Origin of the sequence: Thalassospira sp. ER-Se-21-Dark, from assembly GCF_017922435.1 — a bacterium.
Lineage (GTDB): Bacteria > Pseudomonadota > Alphaproteobacteria > Rhodospirillales > Thalassospiraceae > Thalassospira.
The window spans coordinates 272003-291503 of the sequence record NZ_VDEZ01000002.1 but is presented as its reverse complement, the minus strand read 5'-3'; the positions used below and the strand labels follow the sequence as shown (position 1 = coordinate 291503).

The window sequence follows — 19501 nt, the reverse complement described above, 5'->3', positions numbered from 1 at the left end:
CAGACCAAACCCTATTCAGGTTTTATATCGCCAAACTCTACTTTTAAGGGCATTCTTACCCGATACACCATCCAATTTGCAGGCAAAACACCCGAAAAATGAGTAACGACAGCCCACAGGGAAAACGAAATATCTTGGAGGGGGATTCGGCACTAAAGCTTTGGCGAAAAGGTGCGGAAGCTTGGAACGCTTGGATTAACAACAACCCAGATTGGTACATCAATTTCTCGGATATAGATTTCTCTGACGAGCATGACAAAGACGGAATGCTCTCCTTTGCTGCGTACGACTTCGGCGAGGGTGACGTGAGCTTCGCTCGCACAAATTTCGGAGAAGGCGACGTAATCTTTTTTAAAGCCAAATTTAAAGGCAAGGAAATTAGTTTTCGTGAAGCCAATTTTGGCAAAGGCCAAGTAAACTTCCTAGGCACCGAATTTGGAAACAGTAATGTAAGTTTCTTTCATACCACTTTTCGAAGTGATGATGTCAGTTTCCTTGGCTGTTCATTCGGAACGGGCGCTATTGATTTTCACGGCACCGAATTTGGTAATAGCGGGGTTACATTTGCAGGGGTAAAATTCGGCGCAGGATATGTGAACTTTAACGAAGCGATCTTTGGAAATGGAGACGTGAACTTTACCAACGCAATTTTTGGAGAAGGAGAAGTACAATTCATCGACACCACCTTTGGAAATTGCGATGTCTACTTTGACGGTGCTAGGTTTGAACAGTGTAATTTGGACTTCAATGGGGCAAAATTCGGTGATGGATTCCTAAATTTCAATGGGGCCACCTTCGACGGCGGCTGGGTTGATTTTTCTGAAACTGATTTCGGAACAGGCCTCATCAATTTTACAAAGTCTCAGTTTTCCGAGGGAGATCTTATATTTACCAAGGCCCGATTTGGCGATGGCGCATTGGTTTTCAATCGAGTAACCGCCCCAGTATTATTTTTTAATCCAGAAACATTCCAATCAAGCCGCATAGAGGCTCAAGGTCTAACTATCACTAAGTTAGCGATTTTCGCCCTACCTGAGTGCGCGAATACATTGACGAGTTTTGATCTTTTCGGCTCTTCATTCGACGGACCACTGTTTTTGACTGGAAAGCTGAACATCATTCCAGATCTTCGAGCGACTAGGTCATCCAATCAAGTTGAACTGAGTGGTCTAGAAATCAAGTTGCACCGAGCTTCTCAGAAGAAGAATTTTTTAAGATGCTTTTCGGCGATTTCCAAGGATCGAAAGATCTCTGAAAGACTGCGACGTCTTAAGGAAATTGCAGAATCGAACAAGGACCATCAGGCTGCATTGCGGTTTGCTGCCGATGAAAACAGGGCGCGCCGCTGGACTGAAACATCTTGGCTTGGTTCTGGGCTTGATCTAGCGTTCAGCGGATTCTGCAATTACGGTCAAAGCATCCTCCGCCCATTTCTCTGGCTTGGCTTTTTCTTTGCCTTAGGTGTTATCCTTTATTTCTCTTTGGCAGCAGAAAAATGTCTAGGATGGTTGACCACACTGAAGCAGTCTACCCTCTTATCAATTAGCAACAGCTTGGCCTTTCTACCACAATCGCGTGACTTACGAACAGCCACGCTCGATAGGCTTTATTCCGGCGATGCAGACTTTTGGGTCGACGCCATCATGATCGGACAAGGCGCGTTAAGCTTCATCTTCCTCTTCCTTATCGGCCTTGGCTTGCGCAACCGCTTCCGCCTTTAACTCATTTCTTCTCAAGCGACGGCGGCACGGTTTTGATTGCGGTCACGGTTGGGTGCACCTCGATCAGGCATTCGCGAAACACGCGCGCCATGCGTGACATCACCGATTGCGGGAAGTTCGCCACACACATGGCGATCTTGAAGCTGAGCAGATCGGGCCGTAATGCCCGCATCTCGCCGCGCTCTACCCATTGCCGGGCGAAGTGGGTCGGCAGGAAGCTGACAAACTTGCCGCTTCGGATCAGATAGGCCAGCCCTTCCATATCATAGGCCGTCGCACTGGGCGGATGTTTGAACAGCGACTGAAACGCCAGCGCCACCGAATAGCCGCGCCGGGCGTATTTCTGCTCCGCCAGGTGTTCAATCGGCATTTTTGCGTCTGCATTATCAAACAGCGGATGGTCCTTGCCGCAATACATCGTCTGTTCTTCGTGAAAAAGCTGCTGCATCTGCACGGCGGCATTCATCGGCTGATTGGGCATGACGGCAATTTCCATCTGCCGACTGAGCAACGCATTTTCAATCTGGTTGGGGGAGACGACAACAAAGGTCGGATGCACGCCCGGTGCCCGTTCATGAAACAGCGCAATCGCGCGATCCAGTTTGCAATTGGGATTTTCGACCATCGCATCAACCACGCCAATGCGAAGTTCCCCCACCATATTGCCACGGATCGCCCCGACCTCGGCCCGAAATGAGTCGGCCGCGGCAAACAGTTTTATGACTTCGCTATAGATCTTTTGCCCATGTTCGGTCAGCGAAAAGCCCGACCGCCCGCGCCGACAAAGCTTGACGCCCAACCGGGTTTCAAGTGCGGACATCTGGGTGCTGATGGTGGATCTGGAAATGCCCAGTTCGTCCTGGGCAGCGGTAAAGCCATTGCTTTCGACGATGGTTCGGAAAATCCGCAACTGGCGGAAATCCACATCACTAAGCGGCGGAAGTGTCACTGACATCGGCGGCAGACCTTCGTGAAAGCAATAGGTTGAGAAAATCGGACGTTTAGTTTGAAAGTTTCATATTATTGAACGCGTCCCGTCATGGCAATCTCTGCGCAGTCTTTTGGAAATTTTGACACGCCACCACCGCCGGGGACCCCACAGATGAGCAACGCCACCACCAAACCTGATGCCGCATCAGGCATTTCCTTTGTTCCGCCCTCTGCCATGACCCTGCCGCGCTATGCCGGGGTGGCAAGCTTCATGCGCGCCCCGCATCTTTCACTATCCGATGCCGCCTTAAGCGACGTCGATATCGCCATGGTCGGCGTGCCATGGGATGGCGGCACCACCAACCGCCCCGGCGCGCGGCACGGCCCGCGCCAGTTGCGTGATCTCTCCACCATGATCCGCCCGAAACATCCGGCGACCGGCCAGAACCCGTTTGAAGACCGCAACATTGCCGATCTGGGCGATGCGCCGGTCAACCCGGCCGACATCATGGATACGCTTGAAAGTGTCACCGGCTTTGTTGCCGACCTGAAATCAAAGGGCATCACACCGCTAAGTGCTGGTGGCGACCATTTGCTGTCCTATCCGATCCTGAAGGCACTCGCCGTCAACGGCCCGCTTGGCATGGTGCATTTCGATGCCCATACCGATCTGTTTGACAGCTATTTCAACGGTTTCAAATACACCCACGGCACGCCGTTCCGCCGCGCGATCGAGGACGGTTACCTTGACCCCAAACGCGTGGTTCAGATCGGCATTCGCGGCACGATGTATGACGGCGAAGATGTTGAATGGGGCCTCGCCCAAGGGGTGCGCATCATCCGCATGGAAGAGGTCCTTGATCGCGGCATTGATCAGGTCATGGCCGAGGCCCGCGACATTGTTGGCCGCGATAAAACCTATGTCAGTTTTGATATTGATTCCGTCGATCCCGCCTTTGCGCCGGGCACCGGCACACCGGAAATCGGCGGTTTCACCAGTCGCGAGGCGCAAAAAATGATCCGGCATCTAGGCGACCTAAACCTTGTGGGGGCGGACCTTGTTGAAGTGTCCCCACCTTTTGATCCGTCGGGAGGAACAGCCTGGCTTGGCATCTCGCTCATGTATGAATTGCTGTGCGCCTTAGCCGGGTCAAACGCCACCAAAAACCCGAACCGAAAATCGGGCTAGGCATACCAAAAAAGACCAAAACCCATCAGAGAGCATCTCACACCGGAGACACCATCTATGAAACGCATTCTTTCGAAAATCTGCCTGTCGGGTGCGGCCCTCGCAACCGCCTTCTCGCTGTCCACCGCCGCCTCGGCCGAGGAACTGACCATTGCCCACTCCACCTGGGTTGGCTATGGCCCGCTTTATATCGCGCAGGAAGAAGGCTTCTTTGAAGACGAAGGCCTTGATGTCAAACTCGTCGTCATGGAAGACGTCAAAACCCGTATGCCGGCCCTTGCCGCTGGTCGGATTGATGTTGCGGTTACCACCATTGACACCGTGCTTGGTTTTTACACCAAAGACCATCCCCTGACCTATCTGTTTGCACTTGATGATTCACGTGGCGGCGACGGAATTGTCGCCAATGCCGACATCAAAAGCCTTGCCGACCTCAAAGGCAAAAATGTCGCCTATACCGAGGGCTCCGTTTCGCAGTTCTTCCTGAGCGTCCTTCTCAAGGAAGCCGGCATGAGTCTTTCTGACGTTAACTCGATGAACATGTCGGCCGGGGACGCCGGTGCGGCCTTTGTTGCCAAGCGTGTTGACGCCGCCGTGACGTGGGAACCATGGCTGACCCGCGGGCAGGATACCGAACATGGTCACCTGCTGATTGACAGTTCCAAGGCACCTGGCCTGATCACCGACATCGCGGTCACGACCGAGGAAACCTTGGAGGCCCGTCGTCCGGAAATGGAAGCCCTTTATCGCGCATGGGCCAAGGCCGTTGCCTGGCAGAAAGAAAACGAAGAAGCAGCCGACGTGATTATGGCCAAAGGCGTTGGTGGCTGGCTTGATGATCCGGCGGTCTTTGCCGACACCCGTTCGGGCATCGCGTTTTACGATGCTGCCATGAACAAGACCTTCATGGACCCGTCCAACCCGGATGGCATCGTTGCCACCATTGCCAATGCCATGACCCTTGGCAAGGAAAGCGGCCTGATCACGCTGGACGCTGATCCGAAAAGTCTGCTGGCTGCCGACATCGTCAAGTAACACGAACACCCAAGCTTAAAGAGCAAGCATCATGTGGACCAGATCCCTTTTCTCGCCCAAGACCGATATCGAAAGGTCGACCTATGTCACCCTGTCGCTGATTTCGGTTGCTGTTGTCCTGGCCCTGTGGTGCTTGCTCACCTATGGCGGGATCACGCCCCGGGACTTCCTTGCCGCCCCGCATGAAGTGGTTCAAGCTGGCATCAAGCGCATCGCCAATATGTCGTTGTTTGAACATATGTGGGCAAGCCTTGTTGTCATCCTGTCGGGCTTTATCCTGGCCTCCGTCTTTGCCGTACCGATCGGCATTCTGATGGGCAGTTTCCGTGCGGTTCAGGCGCTGATTGAACCGATCACCGGCTTCATGCGCTATATCCCGGTTTCCGCCCTGATCCCGCTTCTGATCCTGTGGATCGGCATCGGGGTCGAACAGAAAATCATGGTGATTTTCCTCGGCACCTTTTTCCAGCAGCTGATTTTGATTTCCGACGTTTCGGCCCGGATTTCCAAGGACCTGATTGATTGCGCCTACACGCTCGGTGCGGATCGCCGCCGTGTCGTCACCCGCGTTCTGGTGCCTGCATGCATGCCCGGCGTGATGGATAACCTGCGCGTCACCATGGGCTGGGCCTGGACCTATCTTGTGGTGGCCGAACTGGTCGCGGCTGATACCGGCCTTGGCTACATGATCCTCAACGCCATGCGCGGGCTGTTTACCGATGTGATTTTGCTCGGTGTCTTTACCATCGGCATTCTGGGACTGATCACCGATTTCTTCTTTAAATGGGCACGCCGGCGCTTGCTGCCCTGGTCTGCTGATTTTTAAGGGGCGATACCGTTATGAGCATGCTTTCCCTCCGTGACATCACGGTCCGTTTCGAGCCCAAGGGCAAACCACCGGTTCTGGCCCTGGATGACGTCTCGCTTGATGTTGCCAACGACACCTTTTCAGTGATTGTCGGCCCGTCGGGCTGTGGCAAATCCACGCTTTTGCGCCTTGTCGCCGGGCTTGAAACCCCGACATCGGGGCGGCTTGAACTCGATGGCGAACCGATCAATGGCCCGTCTGCTGATCGCGGCATGGTGTTTCAAAGCTACACCCTGTTTCCCTGGCTGACGGTGCGTGAAAACGTCATGTTCGGCCCGCAGCTTAAAAACCTTGCCAAATCCGAATGCGAAGACATCGCCGATGATCTGCTCAAGGCCGTTCATCTTGACGGGTTTGAGAAATCCTATCCCAAGGAGCTTTCAGGCGGCATGCGCCAGCGCGTGGCCCTTGCCCGCGCACTTGCCAATGATCCGCGCATTTTGCTGATGGATGAACCATTTGGCGCGCTAGACAGCCAGACCCGTCAGATGATGCAGGAACTCCTGCTTGATGTCTGGCAAAGCCGCCGCAAGACGGTCCTGTTCATCACCCATGACATTGACGAGGCAATCTTCCTTGGCGATGAAGTGCATGTGATGTCCGCCCGCCCCGGACTGATCAAACAGTCGCTTGATATCAACATCGAACGCCCCCGCCATATCGATGCGCTCACCAGCCCGGAATTCATGGATTATAAGCGCACCATTCTGTCGCTGATGCATGACGAAGCGATCAAAGCCGAAGACGCCGCCAACCAGCGCAAATCGGCCTGAGCCGTCAAAATCGCGGCAAAACAAACACCTGTCTCATGAAAAAGGGGATAGTCCCCTTTTTCGTGAACCTTACGGGATTTTAGGGTCATTTTGAGGCAAGTAAATTTCCTTTAGCTTATCAGGATAGGGCCACTCTGCTTCACTATCTTCTCCAAAAATATTAATGAAATCAGACTTCTCCATAAGTTTGCCTTCACCCCTAAATATAGGAGTGCCATTGAGGTCATAATTTTTGCCGCACCTATCACATTGAAGGACAATCTGGCCTGTTTTCAAGAGACGAAAAAATGAACGTCCATCTCCACAACATGGAGGCTCAAACTCTGATACCAAGAATACGAACTCCCCAATCAAATTTTGTAAACCAGAGCGCAAATTATCTGATCGTGAGTTTTCAAAGATATGGAAACTACGCATGATCTGATTTTGATTATCGTTGAAAGGGCAGACCTCAAAAGCGCTACTGGGAAGAAACTTGTTGTATCCAAGCTCCCCAAAATATCCCATCGCTTGTTTAAGGAAGCGCTCTTTTCTTCCTGAAACGTAACCTAGGAAATATGCAAACTGATCTCTTCGTGTTTCCATGTCTAACAAATTCCTTAGGGGATCGGATACGCAGTAATTAGATTACCAGCCATATCTGTCTGTACATAAATTTTAGTTGTTGAACCTCCCCCGTCAGATTGCCGCACTGTTCCAACAGAATGACCAACATCAATTTTGCGAACGTATGTAGGTATCTCACCAATCATTTTAACCTCCGTTACGGGTGAAGACACAGCCCTACCTGATTGCAAGATTCCCCTCACCTCGTCTTGGGATAGAGTAAACTGACTCTGTGTATTAGTACCTCCGAAATGGCGACTCAGTACGTGGTTCCAACCTGCTTGGACGGGGTTCCCGTTGTCATTAAGGGGTGTATATCGAGTAACGCCTGACGCCAAATTCACACGACTTTGCACTCTACCAGGAACATTAAGCGCATCACCTAGAGAATCTATCCCCCCTCTCGTCAACCCCTTACTCACAAGCAGTAGTTCCGCGCTCATCGCAGTGCTACCCATCGCAGTAAGAAGTTTCGTTTGCAGGTTTCCGGCAATCTCACCGGCTGCGCTATAATCGCCTGCTTCAAACGCAGCCTGTGCTTCATTCAAGGATGCTGTAAGACTATCTGCAATCGCGTCAGGAAGCTGATCAGGATTGTTTGCGAGCCAGACGATGCTTTTCCATGTTTGGTCAAGTTCCGTCTGCGATGCCTCATCACCGTTGAATGCCATACTCAGAAGCACAAGGCCTTCCGCGGTATCCTTGAAAGGTTCTGCTAACGCATCAGCCACTCCGGCTGCTGCGCCACGCCTGACGGCATCACCGGTATGAATAGCAGCACGTTTCACACCGATTTCAGCATCATACCGCAGTTGGTCTGCAACCTTGTGGGCATTAAAAGCAATACCGAGTTGCTCCTCTGCCTCGGAAAGTTCGGTTTTCGCAGCTTCCAGTGCCGCCAGATTTGCTGCGTTCGGATTGTCCTCGTAGGCTTCTGTGAGTGTTTCGACTGCACCCTGTCGCTGATCGACAACATTTTCTGCCGCTTGCCAGGCATTTTTGGTTGCCTGAAACTCGGCATTGGCGAATGTCTGCGTAGCTGCAAGCTCCTTACGGATCTGAAGCAAGGCAAAGCCGCGCGAAACCTCAGTTGCGGTCTGGGATGGGTCCAAGCGTTCAAGGATCTCCTCTGAGGCGAAAAGTTCATCCGAGAGCCCTTCAGGAGAGACTACACTAAAGGCCAATGCCGCCTGCGCAGGGGTGATACTAGCAGGTAAATCCCCGTCATATGGCGACCATCCTCTCAGCGCGATGTTGTAACTTTCAGCATGCTTGACCAGACTATTGGCAAAGGTCAGCTGATCGCTAAAGCGACTGTCCTGTTCAAGGAAGCGGAATTGATCACCGACCTTGTTAACAAAGTCGGCACCATACTCTGTTCTCAGTTCTGCAAGCGCATTCAGGACGGTTGCGTTTTCAGTACCCTCGAACTCACCATTCCATTTTTCGTCGGTCAAACGCATGGCTTCCTGCTGCAGAAGCTGGTGCCACTCATCTGCAGATTTACCATCTGTCCCGGCCAGTTCCTTGGCCTTTTCCTCGATCACCCGCAATTCATCGGTATGAAGCTGACGGTTATAGGTTGCGGCATTCTGACCGGTGATGTTGGCGACATTAACGGCGGATGCATCACCCCCGGTTAGCGCAATCGCCAAGGCCCCCGAAAGACCTGCGATTTTAACTTTGAGTTCGATGTCATCAATCTGGTTGAGAGGGCCGCTCAATGCTTCCTGCAGCCCAGCACCAACGGCACCTGCAACACAGTTCCGGCTGGCAACCATGCCGACACCACAGCCTGCAACCGCATGCATGACGACCTTCTCGATGTCGCCTTCTTCAAGCTTCCAGTCGTCACTCAGATTGCCGATCTGGGTAAAAAGCACCGCAGAGGCAATTGTCGTCGCGGATGACTGCAGGTTTGAAACAAGCGCATCCCCAATGTCCGTTCCGTTAATGATACTTTCCGAAGCTGTATTGGCCACGGTGCGGATCATTTCATAGGCGACCTTGCTACTAATGCTTTTGACGATGTCTTTCGTCTTGCCAAAGTCAACGCCGAAGGCGTCTGCACCGCCACGTGTTGCCCCCGCTGTCAACATACTGACCATCGTGTTGCGCAAAGTATCACTTGAGAAGATCGCTTGGAACGCCCCGCGCATGTCACCCGACACCGCCCCATTGGCGATAGAAGTCGCCGCAGTTGCCGCCACGCTAGATAGTGCAGCATTGATGGCGGTCATCGCCGCCATTTGGGCAGCAGAACCCGCGTAGACAACACTACCAGCCGAGATAATTTGCGAAGCTGAGAAGCCTGCCTGTATTGCAGCTTGTGCTGAGGCAAACTGAGTTGTTCCGGCCATTAGGCCAGATAGCTGCAAAGTCGCCCCATAGGTCAGCACTGCCATCGCAATCGCAATAATCGCCATTGCCCCGCCGCCAAGGCCAGAGCTCTGGTCGTACCAGGTCTCGTAGATTTCCTCGACGCCCTGCCAGTCGACATTCTCCATGCCTTGCAGGTCAGCAAGGTATTCAAGGCCCGGCGCCTCGGCCAACTGGGCGATGTCAGTGGCAAAATCGCCGGTGGAGCGGTATTCAACCACCACGCCGCCCGGGCTTTCGATGATGAAATCCCCACCCGATTCAAGGATGGCATGACGGACCACTTCCTTCTCGTGGCCATATTCCGTCATCGTCCATTTAAGGGTGCCGCCCTCATATTCCGAAACCGACAGGTAATCGCGTTCCTTGTCGGTCAGAAGCCACAATTTGGCATCCGGATCGGCAAACGGACCTTTGCCGACGCTGATGTTCAAATCGCCCCCGGCCGAAACCCGGCTGGCACGAATGGTGGTATCCGATCCCGACTGCGTGGTCAGATCGGTAAGCGACGTGATTTCCGTCCCCTTGATCTCGGTGAGATCCCGGATTTCCGTGCGCGAGCTGGATCCACCGAACATCCCGCCGAAGCGGCCTGTTTTCTCGACCTTGTGTTCACGGTGATGCTGTTCCTGAAGGGATGTAATCGTCAGCCCGCCAAAGGCAGTAATGTCAATATCGCCGCCGCTTTCGACTTCGGACCCAGCAATGCCGATATTGCCCATAGCATTAAGCGACATGTCATCGCCGCTCGACAGCACACTTTCCTGATAGGTCAGGTGGCTTTCATCAAGGCTTTCGGATTTCTTCTTGCCAAAGAAACCACCGCCGCCAGAACTGGATTTATAGGAATAGCTTGAGTTTTCCATACCTGCCGTAATCGACAGGTCGTTATAGGCCATGACATCAAGCTTGCCGTCAGCAGAGACAGTAGATGCCTCGATCCCCACATTGGTACCGGTCATGGCAATGTTGCCACCGGCATTGATCGCCGAGGTCAGGAGTTCTTCGGAATGCGCCTTGGATGATGACTTACCGCTGGTTTGAGAATAGTCATAAACATTGCGCGCAGAGCCGACCAAAAGATCACCGCCCGCTGCCAGTTTGACGTCACCATCAACATTTGCATCAGTCCCGACCACCGACACGTCATTGGCGGCCTCAACCGTCAGGTTACCGCCAATATTAAGCGTGCCGCCCTGATGGGTAACAGATGTGCCGCTGCCGCTGCCGGTTTTGACGCGTTTGGTCGTGTATTGTTCGCAATCGCCATCATTTGACGAGCAATCGGGGTTTCTAACCCGAACATCGGAATAGAGAGCGCGGGTGAAGTTGGTTGTCTCCTCGATGGTTTCAACCAAAACATCGCCACTGTCACTTTTAAGCGTGACGTCCTTTGCGGCCTCGATATCCACCGCCGCAAGGCGAACTTCCTCGTCTCCCGAAAGGCTGATATCGCCATCCGATTTCAGATCGCCGCGTTCAAGGTCAATCCGATCCGCAGTGATTGTCGTTTCGCTGTCACTGACAATCTGACCACCGCCAATTTGCTTGACCTCACCGGCAGCAATATCGACCTCGTCAGCCGAAATCAGCGCCCCGTTGCGTTTATCAAGGAAGGCTGTCACGGCAGAAAGTGGTTTGGCCCCATTATCACTTGAGGTCGGCAGCGCCAACGCAAGTTCAAGCTGATCACTGATCACGTCATTGCGTGTCTGACCGGCACCATCCCCGCCAAGCAGTTGGGCCGTGCGAATTTGCTGGGTCGCCCAAGCCTGACGTACGGTGGGGTCATTGGAAGACAGGACTTCAAAGGCGCGTAGTTCGTTCTGTTCGATCAACGGCTCAAAATCAAGTCGGCTGAACAGATACGGCGATGACATGAAGGCATCGAGTTCCCCGGATTCCGGGGTTTCGAAATTCTCGTGTGCCTCTTCAAGAACCTCTTCGAGTTCGGCGATCAGGTTAACCAGGGTCGATGTTTCCGCACCTGGCGTTGATGTTTCCGGTGTCGGTGCGACAGTGCTTTTGGACGGTTTTGGAACTTCTGCGTTCAGACGGTTGCTGGTGCTTTGAAGATGCACGCCGATATCGGCCAGCAACTGAGACGCACTTCGGCTGCCGATCGTCATGTTCTTGAGTGAATCGGTCACCGAAATGTTCAGATTTCCGTGTGCTTGAATCACACCGCCAAATGTATCGGCGAAATCAAGCACACCTTCGTGGCAGGTGAAACAGCCGCGTTTATGCACCTCATGGCGGGACTGACTGGCCCCAAACGACGTATTGGTCAGATTTTCAGCGGTAATATCCAGATCACCCGCCGCCTGAATAGCACCATAGACATTGTTGATATTTTTGGCTTCAAGCAGGATGTTCTTGCCTGCCTTAAGTTCCGCCAGAACACCATCGTCATTCAGGGTATCCTGGGTAATCGTCACCAGGATCGTGTACCCAGCGCCCGAACCCGCCCGAATAGAATTCCACAGATTGCTGATTTCCGGCAGCACGGCCCCATCCTTGACATAAGAAGGATTAAGGGCTGCAAGCGTATCGGCACTTATGGCCTGACCAGACGACAGGCTTTCCCAAAGGGCCAGATATTGCGGAAGATACTCCGCCTTGATAGAGCCGGGCTCGGGACCTTCCTCAACCGGCTCTGGATCTGTCGGCGCACCTGATGATCCCCCTGCACCGCCCGGCTCTGGGGTTTCAGGCTCGGCAACGACCTCTTCAACACGCGCGGTATCAGCCATAAGGTCACGCATGAATTCAACAAGGGATGGCACACCTGCCTCGGACGCCTTACCTGACAGACGTCCAAAATATGTAACCCAGGATGAACCAAGCGTTTTTCCGTCACCACCAATCGCCGAAGCCTGCAAAAGAAGCAGGAGCTCCGGGTCAAGTTCTGTTGCACTGTTCAATTCGTCAGAAAACAGCTGCTCCCAAAGCGCGACATAGCTTTCGGTATATTCCGGCCGCACTGTGCCGTCTTCAGCAAGATATGTCGCAGAAAGCAGTCGGCTTTTGATATCGCCATTCGGGTTAACCGGGCCCGGGGTTTCATAGAACTGATAGATGTTGTCCTTGATATTTGCCGTCGGCGCGGTGCCCTGGTTGACGATATTCTCGGCCTTGATTTCCAGGTCACCCCCGAACGCTTCAATACGGCCATTGCGGTTCAGGACATAATCTGCACGCCCGTTGGCAGCCTCGGATGAGCCGATCGTGACATTGTTATTGGCCCACAAAATACCGCCATCATTACGGATATCGGGCGCGTCAATATCAAGGTTGCCATAGGCCGCGACAACGCCGTTATTTTCAATGCCGGTTCCGGCCTTCAGGGTCGTGTCACCTTCCGATCGGATCAGGGCTGTTTTGCCCGATGTGATCTGCTCTTGCGCTTCAAGGCTGACACTTGCACCCGAATTCAGCTCGCCACTGTTTGTGATATTCTTGGCGGTGAGATTAAGGTTACCCGCAGATTTCACACGGCCAGCGCCCTCGAAATCCTCGGTCGTGGTGATTGTTGTTTCAGCACCCGATGAAACTTTCGACGCGGCGCCGAAGCTGATTTTGCCATTCGCATCAAGGGTGAGGTTGCCTGCCGACGCCGCAGCACCATTCATATTCACCCCAACCCCGTCATCGGTTGCGATGAGGCTGATGTAATCCGCATACATGCCGCCAAGTGCTGCCACATCCAGGGCGACTTCAGGCACAGTACCACTGCCGGCGATCTCGCCATGGGTCAGCCCGACATAATCGACAGAATTACTGCCGGTGATGACGTTAAGTTGCTTTGCCTTGAGCTTTGCGGCATCACGAATGGCAACGGTTCTTGCAATCAGGTCGATCTGATCACTGGCCTGATTGCCACTGACTGCATCCAAACCCGTGCCATTAATCAAAATATCGCCACGGGTCACATCAAACCCGGCAAGCTCCCCTGAAGCGTTGATATTGGCCGCCCCTGTGGAAAGGGTTGCTCTGCTGGTGTTAATAAAACCGCAGCCATTACACGTGATGCCATTTTCGTTGACGATGACAAGCTGGGCCTTTTTGCCTGCCACCTCCAGAAGACCATTCATTTGGGAACGAGACCCGCCAATGATCTGATGAAGGATCGTTGACGCTTCCTGCCCGCTTCTCAGGTTCGGGTTACCTTCGATGTAGCCTTTTTCGAGCTGGGAATAGGTTATCGTCGCAGAGTTGTTATCAATTGCGCCGCGGGTGGGAATATCGAAACTGTTATGGATGTTGTTCGACAGGCCCTTGGCGTTGGGCGTATTGATATTATAGATCGTCAATCCGTTTCGCGACTGGTCAACCGCGGACCGGTCCGTGTTTGCCGCCTGTTGCGCACCCGCAACAACAGGTGAAAGCGTGTAAAGCACGGCTGCAATCAAAGCTGAACTTTTCTGAAGACCCGGCAAAAGTTTGCTGATGTACTGCATGATCTATGTCCCAACGGCCCCGTTAAAACGAAAAAGACGCTTGCGCGTATCTGATTATTCCCGAATCCGTGAAGGCCTCGGGACGCTTAAGCGCCCGGGCAACCACAAGATCCAGATTGAAAATTCCAAGGAAATTGACCCGTACTCCGGCGGATGCTCCTGCCAGAAACGGGGCGTCATAAGTCTCTCGGTCATCCTTGCTGAGCTCGACATAACCCGCATCAAGTCCAAGCACGATGTCCAGGCTGGCATCTTCATCCTGAAATGCCCGGTAGCTCAGATCGTTGCGCGTCGAAATGCCCGACCTTCCGGAAAGACTGTCTTCTCGAAAGCCACGGATGCTGAAATATCCGCCCCCGATGGCGAACTTGTCGGAGCTCCCAAGATTGTCTTCCGAATATTGACCGTTGATTTGGTGGCTCAAACGCAAAAGCCCCTCTGCAAAGCTGGCTTGCAGCGCAGAGCTCGCTGTAAATAGCAATGGCTCTGGATCAATGTCGGAGTCCAGTGGCGGCTCCGCCCCCAGCGCGTTCAGTTCGCGAATGGCGTTGACAGACCAGTCGTGGTAGCCGTTGTTAAAATTAAAGCGACCATTCACGCCGAACTTGGACTTGGTCGAAAAGCGCCTTTGAACAACGACTTCGAACTCGTCCAGAAAGTTTCTTGATCGGGATGTTTCAATACCGGCGACTGCATAGAATTTGGAAAATTCACCGCGCCAGATAAGGCGTTGCAGATCGGCGGAAATCCAGTGACTGCGCCCATAAACGGGTAAGTCCTCATTGATTGCCGGAAGAATAAAGCCGTATTGGCTATATCCGGCGCCAACGCTGACACTCCAGTTGCCAAACGGCACAAAATAGCTTCCGCTCGCCGTTCTGGAATATGTATCGCTCGAAGTTAACCCCTTCACCGTGGAAGAGGCATTTAGCTGGATCGTGTCATTAATGTTCAGCAGGTTATCGTAATACAGGTTACCGCCAGTCTTTCGACGCCCGGTATTTTTATAGCCGAAATTGTTGAAGGTCAGCGTGCCACCATAAGGTCTTTCATTCACCGCAGACAGACGAATGATCGAGGTCCCTTGCCGTTCTCCGGGGTAGAGTTTGAACTTTCCCGATTGCGAGCGCGGAGAGTTGAAGTTTTCCAGCGCTTGCTCGATCTCGCGCAAGTTGACGATATCCCCTTCGCTTGTGGGAAATGCCCCCACAATACGGGAGTCCGCATCGTCCCCGGACTCGTAGTCAAACCCCTCAATACGCCCGGGTATGATCAGAACTTTGAGGATGCCGTTTGAAAGATCCTGTTCCGGCAAATAAACGCGTGTCGTGATATAGCCGCGATCCGAATAGAACGCGTTCATCTCATTCAAATAGGCGTTGAGATCACTGAGATTGACACATTTGCCATTCAGTCGGTCGAAGTTGTCGGGCACAACCTCAAAACCGTCCAACCCTTCGATCTCTGTAGACTGAATTGCAAAGCAAGGCTGGTCTGTGTCGTCCGGAACGGTGGGCGCAGACGTTTCGGGTTGAAGCCGGATATCGGGCCTGCGTTGTGGTTGCCGCCCAAAATCCCAGTCTCTCTGCTGTTGGCGCAACTGTTCCTGTTCAATTGATCTATTGACCGCGTCAGGAACAGTTTGGGCATGTGCCGAAAACAGTACCAAGCTGGCCGAAAGCAGAACTCCCCCCCATATGCAGCGGCGAACAAAATTTCGACGCGCGGAAGGGTTAATCCGATTAAACTTGCGGATTGGCTGCTCGGTCTGCCGACCACATTTAACGGCGTTTGAATTCATCGTACTTAGCGATTGCACTCAGATCAAAAAATGAACGGAAATATCATATTTTTCTGATTTAAATGACTGTTCGTCATTCTTTCTTCGCTAAGACAAACTTCAGAAATCGAAAGTGACGAGCGTCACAGAAAGTTGAAATCGATTGATAAAGAAGACATCAACAATAACCATAGGTTTCTGTTGCCTATACTCAACGGCCAGGACCTACTCCAACGAGGTAATCCCAAAGAACGCTTTATGACCACCGTTCGTCAACTAGCGCCATCCCAAACGTGAAGATTTGAGAGGCAAAAAGAAACAACCGGAGAAAAGAGACAGCGGTGAAAAAACAACAAAACGGCCCCTCTTTCCACTCGCCCGAACTACCTTGCCTCTTGCTAGGAAATCGGGGTTGGATTTCAGACCTGAAAGCAATTGTATGAGGATTGAAAATACGCCATCGCGGTGCATTTGACCGGCGGTTCTGAGCACCTTACCCGCATTTTGATTATTCATTTATTTTGAATAATCGTTCGGAATTTTCGATTTGTCTATTCAATCGCGATCAGGTCAAATGGGATCGCATGCCAGATCGGGGCGCCGGCCCGCACCGGAAATTACCCCCCAAAAGGCATATGATATTATCATACGAGTATTGAGAGAGCCTGATGTCCGTCCCTGCCCCGGCAACCACCCCGGTTACGAATGCGTCGAACAAGAGCGTGATCACGAAATTGCCAGCCCTGACCCCGGATCGGTCGCTGGACAGTTTGACGCTGGGGTTTCTGAAAACGCTGGAGGCCGAGGGCAAGTTTGAGGGCGAAATCCATGCCGATTTCCCGACGCGTTTGATCCATGCCACCGACAACAGCGTTTATCAGGTGATGCCGACCGCAGTCCTGCAGCCCAAGACGCGGGGTGACATCAATGTCGTGATGGAGCTTGCGGGGCGCGAGAAATTTTCCGAGGTCAAAATCACCCCGCGGGGTGGCGGGACCGGCACCAATGGCCAGTCGCTTAATAACACCATCATTCTCGATACCTCCAAACACCTCAACAACATCCTTGGCTTTGACGCGGAACGCGGTCTTGTGCATGTCGAGCCCGGTGTGGTGCTTGATCAGTTGAATGCCTGGCTGAAACCACATGGCTATTTCTTCCCGCCGGCGGTTTCGACCGCGAGCCGCGCCACCGTGGGCGGCATGATCGGATCGGATAGCTCCGGCAAGGGATCGCGGATTTATGGCAAAACCAGCCACTACATCCATGACATGACCACGGTTCTGATCGATGGCACGGATTTCAATACCCGTGCCATGAGCGCGACTGAGGCCAAGGACACCATGGCCCGCCCGGACCGGGTTGGGCAGCTTTATAAAAAGGTCCATGACGAAATCGCACCCCGGCGCGATCAGATCAAAGCCACCTTCCCGGAAATGAACCGGGGACTTACGGGCTATAACCTGAAGGAAGCGGTTTCGGATACCGGGGACATGAACCTGTCGTTTCTGATTGCCGGGGCCGAGGGCAGCCTTGGCATGGTCAAGGAAATTACCTTCCGCGTTATTCCGTTGCCCAAGCACAAGGCCGTCACGGTTGTCCGCTATGACAGCTTTGATTCAGCGTTGCGCCACGTCAAAACCCTGGTGCAGTTTGATCCGGTGGCGATTGAAAGCATCGATGACAAGGTCATGAAACTGGCCCGGCAGGATGAAAGCTGGCACATGCTGGGCAAGCTTCTCGGCACGGAAAACAGCAACACCCCCACGCGCGGCTTTAACGTGGTCGAGTTCGTTGGCGAGACGGAGGCCGAGGTTAGCGCCAAGCAGGCAGAACTCAAATCCTATCTTGAGGCCAACCCGACGGAAGAGTTTGCGCCGATCGGCTTTGTGCAGGCGACCGATCCGGGCCAGATCGCCGCCATCTGGTCGATCCGTGCGAAATCGGTGGGGCTTCTGGGGAACCTTGAGGGCAAACGCCGCGCCACCCCGTTTGTCGAAGATACGGCCGTTCCACCCGAAAACCTTGCCGATTTCATTGCCGAGTTCCGGGCATTGCTGGATGCCGAGGGGCTTGATTACGGCATGTTTGGCCATGTCGATGTCGGGTGTTTGCATGTCCGCCCGCTGCTTGACATGATGGATGAAGAGGACGAGGCCCGCATCCGGCGTGTTTCGGACGCGGTGGCCGACCTCACCAAACGCTATAACGGCCTGATCTGGGGCGAGCATGGCAAGGGTTTCCGCGGCGAATACAGCCCGATCTATTTCGGGCCGGAGCTTTATGACAGCCTGCGCCGCATCAAGGAGGCCTTTGATCCCGAAGGGCAGCTTAACCCCGGCAAGATCGCCTCGCCCTATTCCAAAAACACGCCCATAACGGCAATTGACGAAGCCCCGATGCGCGGCCAGTTTGACCGCCAGATCGAGGATGCGCTGCGTGATGAATACCTGAACGCGACGCGATGTAATGGCAACGGGGCGTGCTTTAACTGGGATCTGATGGATGCCATGTGCCCGTCCTATAAGGTCACGCGATCGCGCGTCCATTCGCCCAAGGGCCGGGCCGGGATGATCCGTGAATGGATCCGCCAACTTTCGGTCGGCACCGATCCGATGAACAAGGATCTGGCCGTGATTAATGGCCGGGATTTTTCCCATGATGTCTATGAGGCAATGGCCGGTTGCCTGTCGTGTAAGGCGTGCGCGGGGCAATGCCCGGTCAAGGTCGATATCCCGGAAATGAAATCCCGGTTTCTGGAGACCTATCACACCCGATACAAACGCCCGATCAAGGATTACGTGATTGCCAAGCTGGAAAATATCGCCCCGCTTCTGGCAACTGCACCGGGCCTGTTTAACGCGCTGCAATCCATCCCGCCGATGCCATGGATTTTCAAACGCTTCATCGGCCTGACCGATTTGCCAAAACTCCATCGCCAGAGCCTCAAATCCGGCCTGCGTCAACGCGGCATTGGCAAGTTCAAGCAGGCGGAACTGGATGGCCTAAGTGCTGATGAAAAGGCCAAGTCGGTGATCCTTGTACAGGATTGCTTTACCACGCATTACGACACCGACGTGGTGCTGGCCCATGTCGACCTGTTGCAGCATATCGGCTATCGCGTTTTCGTGCCGCCCTATCGCCCCAATGGCAAGGCGATGCATGTGAAGGGGTTCCTCAAACGCTTTGATTATCAGGCGAAGCAAAATGACATCGTGCTGGGCAAAATCGCCAAATCCGGTGTTGCGATGATCGGGATCGAGGCCAGCGTGACGCTCACCTACCGGCAGGAATACGCCCAGCGCCTTTCAAACCGCCCGGACTATCGCATCCATCTGTTCCATGAATGGCTGGCGGACGAGATCGAACACGGCCGCCTGACCCCGCCGAAACTTGATAACGGCGTTAACATGGGCACCACGGAAACCCCGGCAAGCCTGTTCCCCCATTGCACGGAAAAGACGTCCCTGCCCGATGTCGGCGTGAAATGGCAGAAGATCTTTGACGCGTTCGGGCTTAAATTGACCACGGAAAAAACCGGCTGTTGCGGCATGGCCGGTGTCTATGGCCACGAAACCCGCCACCAGGAAACCTCGCGCGAGTTGTATGACCTGAGTTGGAAAAAGAAGGTCGATGCGACGGGTGCCGCAAACATGCTGGTGACCGGCTATTCATGCCGTTGTCAGGTGAGCCGCTATGAAGGGGTCAAGCCGCAGCATCCCGTGCAATATCTCGCCAAACTTGTCGCATAGGAGCCCCC

At 53.5% G+C, this 19501-nt stretch carries 10 protein-coding genes; 6 read left to right on the top strand and 4 right to left on the bottom strand.

What is annotated here, in order from left to right:
- Window positions 1-98: 98 nt before the first annotated feature.
- Entirely contained in the window at window positions 99-1721 is a 1623-nt protein-coding gene (locus tag FHI25_RS08935; protein ID WP_210516936.1) for a hypothetical protein, read from the top strand.
- Window position 1722: 1 nt separating this feature from the next.
- Here the strand turns inward: FHI25_RS08935 and FHI25_RS08930 are convergent, their stop codons facing one another.
- Complete coding sequence (locus FHI25_RS08930; RefSeq protein ID WP_210516934.1) at window positions 1723-2676, bottom strand: LysR family transcriptional regulator; 954 nt, start codon at window positions 2674-2676, stop codon at window positions 1723-1725.
- Window positions 2677-2823: 147 nt separating this feature from the next.
- On the opposite strand from FHI25_RS08930, the gene speB reads away from it, so the two are divergent.
- Genes speB through FHI25_RS08910 form a run of 4 tightly spaced genes read left to right on the top strand, consistent with a single transcriptional unit; the run spans window position 2824 to window position 6516 of the window.
- Entirely contained in the window at window positions 2824-3840 is a 1017-nt protein-coding gene (gene speB, locus FHI25_RS08925; protein WP_210516932.1) for an agmatinase, read from the top strand.
- Window positions 3841-3897: 57 nt separating this feature from the next.
- Entirely contained in the window at window positions 3898-4875 is a 978-nt protein-coding gene (locus FHI25_RS08920; RefSeq protein ID WP_210516930.1) for an ABC transporter substrate-binding protein, read from the top strand.
- 31 nt (window positions 4876-4906) lie between these two features.
- Window positions 4907-5701, top strand: coding sequence for an ABC transporter permease (locus tag FHI25_RS08915; RefSeq protein ID WP_210516928.1), 795 nt, complete (start codon window positions 4907-4909; stop codon window positions 5699-5701).
- Between the two features lie 14 nt (window positions 5702-5715).
- Window positions 5716-6516 carry an ABC transporter ATP-binding protein gene (locus tag FHI25_RS08910; RefSeq protein ID WP_210516925.1) on the top strand — a complete coding sequence of 267 codons (801 nt, stop codon included), beginning with the start codon at window positions 5716-5718 and terminating at the stop codon, window positions 6514-6516.
- A gap of 69 nt (window positions 6517-6585) precedes the next feature.
- On the opposite strand, the gene FHI25_RS08905 is transcribed toward FHI25_RS08910, so the two are convergent.
- Genes FHI25_RS08905 through FHI25_RS08895 form a run of 3 tightly spaced genes read right to left on the bottom strand, consistent with a single transcriptional unit; the run spans window position 6586 to window position 15762 of the window.
- On the bottom strand, window positions 6586-7101 hold the full coding sequence (locus FHI25_RS08905; protein ID WP_210516923.1) for a hypothetical protein: 516 nt from the start codon (window positions 7099-7101) through the stop codon (window positions 6586-6588).
- A 14-nt stretch (window positions 7102-7115) separates the two neighbouring features.
- Window positions 7116-13961 (bottom strand): DUF637 domain-containing protein, encoded by a 6846-nt coding sequence (locus FHI25_RS08900; protein ID WP_210516921.1) that lies wholly within the window; start codon window positions 13959-13961, stop codon window positions 7116-7118.
- A 22-nt stretch (window positions 13962-13983) separates the two neighbouring features.
- On the bottom strand, window positions 13984-15762 hold the full coding sequence (locus tag FHI25_RS08895) for a ShlB/FhaC/HecB family hemolysin secretion/activation protein (protein WP_210516919.1): 1779 nt from the start codon (window positions 15760-15762) through the stop codon (window positions 13984-13986).
- A gap of 647 nt (window positions 15763-16409) precedes the next feature.
- Here FHI25_RS08895 and FHI25_RS08890 point away from each other — a divergent pair.
- Window positions 16410-19493 (top strand): FAD-binding and (Fe-S)-binding domain-containing protein, encoded by a 3084-nt coding sequence (locus FHI25_RS08890; RefSeq protein WP_210516917.1) that lies wholly within the window; start codon window positions 16410-16412, stop codon window positions 19491-19493.
- Window positions 19494-19501: the final 8 nt, after the last annotated feature.

Coding starts and splice junctions, on each gene's coding strand:
- FHI25_RS08920 (WP_210516930.1), top strand. CDS start 3,898: ATGAAACGCATTCTTTCGAAAATCTGCCTGTCGGGTGCGGCCCTCGCA.
- FHI25_RS08890 (WP_210516917.1), top strand. CDS start 16,410: ATGTCCGTCCCTGCCCCGGCAACCACCCCGGTTACGAATGCGTCGAAC.
- FHI25_RS08900 (WP_210516921.1), bottom strand. CDS start 13,961: ATGCAGTACATCAGCAAACTTTTGCCGGGTCTTCAGAAAAGTTCAGCT.
- FHI25_RS08905 (WP_210516923.1), bottom strand. CDS start 7,101: ATGGAAACACGAAGAGATCAGTTTGCATATTTCCTAGGTTACGTTTCA.
- FHI25_RS08930 (WP_210516934.1), bottom strand. CDS start 2,676: ATGTCAGTGACACTTCCGCCGCTTAGTGATGTGGATTTCCGCCAGTTG.
- FHI25_RS08915 (WP_210516928.1), top strand. CDS start 4,907: ATGTGGACCAGATCCCTTTTCTCGCCCAAGACCGATATCGAAAGGTCG.
- FHI25_RS08910 (WP_210516925.1), top strand. CDS start 5,716: ATGAGCATGCTTTCCCTCCGTGACATCACGGTCCGTTTCGAGCCCAAG.
- FHI25_RS08895 (WP_210516919.1), bottom strand. CDS start 15,762: ATGAATTCAAACGCCGTTAAATGTGGTCGGCAGACCGAGCAGCCAATC.
- FHI25_RS08935 (WP_210516936.1), top strand. CDS start 99: ATGAGTAACGACAGCCCACAGGGAAAACGAAATATCTTGGAGGGGGAT.
- speB (WP_210516932.1), top strand. CDS start 2,824: ATGAGCAACGCCACCACCAAACCTGATGCCGCATCAGGCATTTCCTTT.